This is a genomic window from Mesorhizobium sp. M0904, assembly GCF_040319475.1.
In the GTDB taxonomy this organism is placed as follows: Bacteria; Pseudomonadota; Alphaproteobacteria; order Rhizobiales; family Rhizobiaceae; genus Mesorhizobium.
Window position 1 is genome coordinate 1 of sequence record NZ_JAMYOC010000056.1, and the last position, 1,445, is coordinate 1,445.

General features: G+C 64.8%; 1 protein-coding gene. It reads left to right on the plus strand.

Going from position 1 to position 1,445, the window contains the following annotated elements:
* Nucleotides 1–324 precede the first annotated feature (324 nt).
* On the plus strand, nt 325–1,445 hold a 1,121-nt coding region (locus tag NKH80_RS30010), incomplete at its 3' end, for a recombinase family protein (RefSeq protein ID WP_352995646.1).

Consider the following 1,445-nt stretch of genomic DNA (forward strand, 5'->3'; position numbering starts at 1 on the left):
CGATCTGTTCTCCAACCCGCACGATGCGGAGACCGCGCAGATGCCACCATGGCAGGCGCTGCCGGAAGAGACGCGCCTGACGCTGACAAAGCTGATGGTGCGCCTGATCCTCGATCACGTCGACGGCGCGCGCGCCGTTCAATTGGAGGAAGCGCGCCATGATGCATGAGAAGATCCGGCCCCACCATCTGGAGCGCAAGGCGATCCTGTATGTGCGGCAGTCCTCGGCCCATCAGGTTCTGCACAATCGTGAGAGCAGCGCCTTGCAGTATGCGATGCGCGATCGCCTGGTGGCACTCGGCTGGTCTTGCATCGAGACGGGCGATGACGATCTCGGCCGCTCTGCTGCTGGCGGTGCGCGCGAGCGGGCTTCGATCGTATGGTCGCCGCAGTCTGTCTCGGCAAGGTTGGGGGGCGCGGGAGGTATCGCGCTTCGCCCGCAACAGCCGCGACTGGCAGCAGCTCGAGATGTGCCGCGTCGTCGATACCATGCTGATCGACCAGGAGACGGTCTACGCACCGCGCCAGGGCAATGACCGGCTGCTGCTGGGATTGAAGGGCAGTCTCAACGAGTATGAGCTCGATCTTCTGCGTCAGCGCTCCTTGTCGGCCCGCTATGAGAAGGCCCGGCGCGGTGAACTCGTCGTCGCTTCCCCGGTCGGCTTCGTGAAGGTCGGCGACCGGCTGGAGAAGGATCCCGACCGTCGCATGCAGGAGGCCATCACCCTTGTGTTTGACAAGGTGGCGGAACTCGGCAGTGCCCGCCAGGCCCTGCTCTGGTTCCTCGAACATGGGCTGGATTTGCCTGCCAAGCGCAACAATGGCGATGTGGTCTGGCGCAGGCCAAGCTATGCGACCATCCACCGAATGATCGAGAACCCGATCTACGGCGGCGCCTACGCCTATGGTAAGACTCGTGCTGCGTCGGGATATGATGCAACAGCCATTCGTTCGCGCAGCCGCCGTAAGGCGCGTGATGAATGGCTGGCGCTGATCCCGGGTGCACACGAAGGCTACGTCAGCTGGGAAAGGGCGGAAGCGATCCGCAAGATGGTGAGCGACAACGTGCCCACGAGCCGGCATCACGGGGCGCCCAAGCATGGCGACGCTCTGCTCGCCGGCCTTGTCCGCTGCCGGCGCTGCGGCCGCAAGCTGACGGTCCGCTACACGGGAACCAAGCACAACATTCCGCGCTATTCCTGCTGGCGTGGTCTGCTTGACAATGGCGAGCCGCGTTGCATCGCCTTCGGTGGACTACGCGTCGACGACGCCATCGAGGAAGCTCTTCTGCGGGCTGTCGAGCCGGCAGCGATAGCCGCGGCCGTCGAGGCCGAAGCGCAAGCGGCCAGTCGCCGCGATCAGGTCCGCGATGCTCTGATGCGCGATCGCGAGGCGGCACGCTACAACGCCGATCGGGCGTTCCGGCAATACGACGCCATCGATCC